The sequence below is a fragment of the Gemella parahaemolysans genome (assembly GCF_053758945.1).
Map to the genome: position 1 here is coordinate 1 of NZ_JBSMTP010000026.1, position 6,215 is coordinate 6,215.

The following is a 6,215-nucleotide window of genomic DNA, read 5'->3' on the forward strand; positions in this document are numbered from 1 at the left end:
TTGAACTACTCTTATTTTATCAAGAAAGGATGATTTTTCAATTGTTTAACTTTTATCTCGCACCCGCATAGCGGGTGGTTTTTTGTTTCGGAGACTTCGCCTCCTCAACTGGCTAAAGCCATTAAATTAAAAGATGAATAAGGAAAAATAAATTTTCTTATTCATCTTTGCATACACTAGAATACATTTCCAAATGCTATATCTAAGCACTCTCGTATATCCTTTACCGGTATTATTTCAATTCCTTCTGGAAAATCAGAATTTTTCATATTTCCAACAGGAACTATTACACGTTTAAATCCATGTTTTTTAGCCTCATTTATCCTTTGTTCAATTCTGCTAACTCTTCTAACTTCACCAGTTAATCCAACCTCACCAATGAAACAATCGTTCATATCAACTGCTATGTCTTTAAAGCTTGATGCCACTGCCATAACTACACCTAAGTCTACAGCGGGATCATCAATCTTAACACCACCAGACACTTTCACATAGACATCTTGTTGTTGGAGTAAATAACCTGCCTTTTTCTCTAGAACCGCCATTAACAAGATTAATTTGTTATATTCTAGTCCAGTAGAAATTCTTCGTGGATTATTAAATGCTGTCGGTGTCGTTAATGATTGTATTTCCACAAGAAGTGGTCTACTTCCTTCCATAGTACTAATTATCGTTGCACCAGCCAAATTTTTACTGCGCTCTTCCAAAAACATCTGCGAAGGATTCGCTAAATCTTCTAATCCACTATGTTTCATCTCGAAAATTCCTATTTCATTAGTAGAACCAAAACGATTTTTCACTGCTCTAAGAATTCTATAACTATGCTGACCTTCCCCTTCAAAATACAGCACAGTATCAACCATATGTTCAAGCATACGTGGTCCCGCAATTGTCCCTTCTTTAGTAACATGCCCTACAATAAAGATAGCTATATTTAAACTTTTAGCAATCTTCATAAGTTGTTGAGTACACTCTCTAACTTGAGTAATACTTCCAGGTGAGTTTTCCATATTAGGATTATATATTGTTTGAATTGAATCGATAACTAAAAACTTCGGTTTTACTTTTTTTACTACTTGATAAATTAAATTCAAATCAGTTTGGGCATACACAAAAAGTTCATCAGTATCATTTTTTAATCTATCAGCTCTTATTTTTACCTGCCTAACAGATTCCTCACCAGTAACATATAGGACATCATGTTCTTTTGCAAGATATGCTGATATTTGAAGAAGTAATGTAGATTTCCCAATTCCAGGATCTCCTCCTAGAAGAACTAACGAACCACCTACAACTCCACCTCCCAGAACTCTGTTTAGTTCTCCACTATCAGTAAGAGTTCGAGGTACGTCCTGTGTAGAAACTGCTTTTAGCTTTCCAGCTTCTACACGTTCTGTATCATTTGTTTTTACTTCAAATTCTGTATGTTTCGTAGCTTTTTTGGCCTCTACTACTTCTTCCATAGAAGCCCATTTTTTACAATTTGGACACCTTCCCATATATTTCAAACTTTGGTAACCACAAGCATTGCATTCGTATTTAACATTTACCTTTGCCATAACTACCTCTTAGTCTTCTTTACAACAAAATCATCATTTTTGTAGTCAATATTAATAGTTCCAGATAATTCAGGATTTCTTAATAATTCTTCACTTAGTAAATCTTCAATATTTTTTTGAATACTTCGTTTTAACGGACGGGCACCGTACTCTTTTATACTACCATCCTCAACAATTTTAGCCATTGCTTTTTTCGTAAGTTTAATAGTAATGTTTCTGTCTTCTAATCTCTTAGATAAACCATCTATTAATAACTCAGAAATTTTTTCCAACTCTTCTTTTTCAAGAGTCTTGAAGACAATAATATCATCTATTCTATTTAAGAATTCTGGACGATATTGTTTTTTTAATGCTTCCATCATGGTGTTTTGAACATTTTTGTAATCATTTTTAATAGATTCACTTCCGCCAAATCCTACGAATTTCTGATCGTTTAGTTCACTCACTCCCACATTTGAAGTCATAATGATAATAGTATTTTTAAAATCAACTACGCGACCTGAAGCATCAGTTAAACGGCCATCATCTAGAACTTGTAATAAAATGTTAAAAATTGACGGATGAGCTTTTTCAATTTCATCGAATAATACTACTGAATATGGTTTTTGACGAACTTGTTCAGATAATTGTCCCGCTTCTTCATATCCAACATAACCTGGAGGCGCTCCTACTAATCTACTAATTGAATGTGGCTCCATATATTCACTCATGTCTATACGAATCATATTATCCTCTGAACTAAATAGTGCCTCAGATAAACTTTTAGCTAATTCTGTTTTCCCTACGCCTGTAGGTCCTAAGAAAATAAAGCTACCAATTGGTCTATTAGGTGCTTTAAATCCGCTTCTTGCCCTTCTTACCGCCTTAGCTAAACTTACTACAGCTTCATCTTGACCGATAACGCGTTTATGTAGTATTTCTTCTAATTTTAGAAGTCGCTCACTTTCGGTTTCCGTTAATTTTGTTACTGGAACACCAGTCCAAGCAGCAAGAACTTCTGCCACATGATCAGAATTAATCTTAATTTTATCTTTTGACAGACTATCTTGCCAAGAAATTTTGAATTCTTCAATCTTACTAATAACTTTATTAACTTCATCACGTTTTTTCGCCGCTATTTCAAACTCTTGATTAATTACTGCCCTATCTTTTTCTTTATTTAATCGACTTAGCTCTTCTTCATATTCTTTCAGTTTTTCAGGTGATTTATAATATCTTAATTTAACTTTAGAACACGCCTCATCAATAAGGTCAATCGCCTTATCTGGCAAGCATCTATCTGTAATATAAGTCGTACTTAATTTTACCGCTGAATCTATAGCTTCATCTAAGATTTCTACGTCATGATGTTCTTCATACTTATGACGTAAACCTTCAAGAATTCTAATAGAATCCTCAGTGCTTGGTTCTTCTACTTTAATTGGCTGGAAACGACGCTCTAACGCCGCATCTTTTTCGAAATATTTTCTATATTCCTCAGTAGTTGTAGCACCTATGCATTGAATTAAACCACGTGATAAGGCAGGTTTAAGAATATTTGAAGCATCCGCACTTCCCTCTGTTCCTCCTGCACCAATTATAGTATGAATTTCATCTATGAATAAGATTATATTACCTGCATCTTCAATTTCAGTAATAATATTTTTTAATCTTTCTTCAAATTCACCACGATACTTAGTTCCAGCAAGTAATGTTCCCATATCTAGCACCATTACTCTCTTTCCTAAAAGATTACTAGGAACATTCTGAGAAACTATTCTTTCAGCTAAACCTTCAACTATAGCTGTTTTTCCTACTCCAGGATCTCCTATTAATACAGGATTATTTTTAGTTCTTCTGTTTAAAATTTCAATCATACGTGTAATTTCTTTATCACGCGCTAATACAGGATCTAATTTATTATTAAAAGCATCTTTAGTTAAATCCTTAGCCAAAGAATTTAGTGTTTTAGTTTTTGCAGAGCTATCATCTGAAGACTCTAATTTTTTAAATCCATCAAATAACTTAGACAATAAACTTTGGCTTTGTTTTAATAATTCAAATAATTCAGTAATAAGTGCATCAACATTTATTCCTAATTTATCTGTTAATAAACGAACAGCAGTCCCTGTATTTTCATTAAGTAAAGATAATAATAGATGCTCACTAGTCACAACAAAGCTTGAGGTATCATCAGCAAACTGTTGACTTTTCTCAATTGTTCTTACCGCACCATTTGTATAGTCTATCTTCATTAAAACATTACGATAAAAGTCAGTTCCTTCTAGCTCTTCTTCATAAAAATTCACTACATTTTTTCTGAAATCATCATAGTAAACACCGTATTTATTAAGTGTTTTACACGATAGTGTATTATTCATACTTAACATAGCTAATAATAGATGCTCAGTTCCTACTGCTTTTACACCAAAATCATTTGCTTCTTCTTTAGCTGTAGTTAGCACCATAAGGGCCGTTTCATTAAATCTTATGTACATAACCTTATCCCCTCTTATTATATTTTATATTTGTTAAAAATCTTATAGTTAAATCTTTTAAATTTGATTTAGTTTGTTGAATCATTAATTCTACATTGTTTTCACTAGTATTTTCTAAAAATTGATTATGAACAGATGTTATTACTTCTATACTATCAATAAAATGATTATAGTCAAATTTATCTATATAATTCTTTTCAAGTAAAATTTTAGCCAGTCTTATAGCTTCTTCTACTTCAATTGTTTCATTATCTACTGTCTCTATTAAATAATCAATGTAATCTTTATTTGTGTGGAGAGTTATTTTTGTTATTCTAATAAATCCTCCACCACCTCGTTTACTTTCAATAATAAATCCATGTTCTGGTGTAAATCTAGTTTTTATAACATAATTTAATTGAGATGGTACACAGTCAAATTTTTGTGCGACATTACTTCTTTTTATAATTATATGATCTTCTGCAGCTTCATTGAATAAGCTCTTAATATATTGTTCAAGTATATCCGTCATATTACTATTATTCATAAGGGCACCTCCTTTATTGACTAAAATTGACCTTTATTAAATTATACTACATATACAATATTTTGTACACAAAAAACATTGATTTTTAAGCATATATAAATAAAAAAGAACGGCTCAAAAATCATAATTTAAAAAAATCTTTCCTTCTTGAGTCATCCTTTATAATTCTATTTTCTAATAAAAATATTTAAATTAAAGATATTTATCTCTATTAATTAGTTGTTTTTAGTTTTGATTTTCTATTGAAAATTAGATTCATTACAATAGCCACAATTGTACCTAATACAATACCACTATCAGTAAACATACGAACAAAGCTTGGTAATTGAGCAAATGCTGTAGGAACTGTTGTTACACCTAACCCTAAACCAACAGAACAAGCAATTATCATAAGATTTTCTTGTTTAGCAAAATCTGTATTTCCTAACATTTTCACACCATATGCTAGTACCATACCAAACATACTAATCATTGCTCCACCTAGTACTGGTTGAGGTACAATTGTAGCTAAAGCACCAATTTTTGGAATTGAGCCGAAAACTAGAAGTAACAGTACCATTACATACATTACTTTTTTACTTTTTACTCCTGAAATTTGAACCAGACCTACGTTTTGAGAGTAAGTAGTATATGGGAATGCATTTGATAATGAACCAATCATAACCGCTAGTCCTTCTGCTAAATATCCTCTTCGTAAATCAGGTTCTTTAACTTCTTGATTACAAATATTTCCTAGGGCATAATATACACCCGTAGATTCAATCATACTAACTATTCCAACTATAACGAATGTTAAAATTGCACTCATATTAAATTCAAAACCTGTAAATTTAAATGGTGTTGGATGTTGAAACCAACCTGCTTGTGAAACTTCTGTTAAACTCACCATCCCCATAAAACTAGCAATAATAGTTCCCATCACTAAACCTAATAAAATTGCTATTGATTGAATAAATCCAGTAGTAAATTTATAAATTACTAAAATAATTGCTAGAGTAATACATGCTAATAAAATATTTTTTGGATCACCAAAATCTTTTGCTCCTTGTCCACTTGCAATATAGTTCATCGCAACTGGTACTAATGTAATACCTATAATCGTTACAACACTACCAGTAACAACTGGTGGGAATAACTTAGCCACCTTAGCAAAAAATGGAGCTATTAAAACCACCACTAACCCCGAAACAAAAATTGCTCCATACATTGTTGGTAAGCCCGAATTATTTCCTATAGCTATCATCGGAGCAACTGCTGTAAAAGTACATCCAAGAACTACAGGTAAACCTATCCCTGTGAATTTACCTTTATACACTTGTAGGAAAGTTGCCACTCCACACATAAAAATATCAACTGACACTAAATACGTTGTTTGCTCTGCTGAAAGACCTAAGCCCCCAGCAACAATTATCGGTACAATTACCGCTCCTGCGTACATTGCTAATACGTGTTGTAAACTTAAAATAAAAGTTTTCAAGATTCTTTTCTCCTTAGTTATATATTATTTTTGACAAATATAACTATATAAAATAATGACCACCCCTGAAAAGGGGTGGTTTTCTCTTCGGGTATAACCCTTTGTTACTAACACGCACCTCAAGGCGCTGGCTTTCACATTCGTTCAAGCCCTATTGTATTTTGACGCCCGCTACC

At 32.3% G+C, this 6,215-nt stretch carries 4 protein-coding genes; all 4 read right to left on the bottom strand.

Annotation, left to right across the window (positions count from 1 at the left end):
• Window positions 1-176 precede the first annotated feature (176 nt).
• The 4 genes from radA to ACWOBP_RS08070 all read right to left on the bottom strand — a co-directional run bounded on the left by radA (window position 177) and on the right by ACWOBP_RS08070 (window position 6,039).
• The gene (gene radA, locus ACWOBP_RS08055) at window positions 177-1,559 is read right to left on the bottom strand and encodes a DNA repair protein RadA (protein WP_455338253.1); all 1,383 of its coding nucleotides are present in this window, start codon (window positions 1,557-1,559) and stop codon (window positions 177-179) included.
• A 2-nt stretch (window positions 1,560-1,561) separates the two neighbouring features.
• The gene (locus ACWOBP_RS08060) at window positions 1,562-4,036 is read right to left on the bottom strand and encodes an ATP-dependent Clp protease ATP-binding subunit (RefSeq protein WP_455338254.1); all 2,475 of its coding nucleotides are present in this window, start codon (window positions 4,034-4,036) and stop codon (window positions 1,562-1,564) included.
• Window positions 4,037-4,040: 4 nt separating this feature from the next.
• Entirely contained in the window at window positions 4,041-4,562 is a 522-nt protein-coding gene (locus ACWOBP_RS08065) for a CtsR family transcriptional regulator (protein WP_455338255.1), read from the bottom strand.
• Window positions 4,563-4,773: 211 nt separating this feature from the next.
• Window positions 4,774-6,039, bottom strand: coding sequence for a nucleobase:cation symporter-2 family protein (locus ACWOBP_RS08070; protein ID WP_455338256.1), 1,266 nt, complete (start codon window positions 6,037-6,039; stop codon window positions 4,774-4,776).
• Window positions 6,040-6,215: the final 176 nt, after the last annotated feature.

What these genes read in the sequence shown, in the direction of transcription:
- radA (WP_455338253.1), bottom strand. Translation starts at nt 1,559, where the DNA reads ATGGCAAAGGTAAATGTTAAATACGAATGCAATGCTTGTGGTTACCAA.
- ACWOBP_RS08060 (WP_455338254.1), bottom strand. Translation starts at nt 4,036, where the DNA reads ATGTACATAAGATTTAATGAAACGGCCCTTATGGTGCTAACTACAGCT.
- ACWOBP_RS08065 (WP_455338255.1), bottom strand. Translation starts at nt 4,562, where the DNA reads ATGAATAATAGTAATATGACGGATATACTTGAACAATATATTAAGAGC.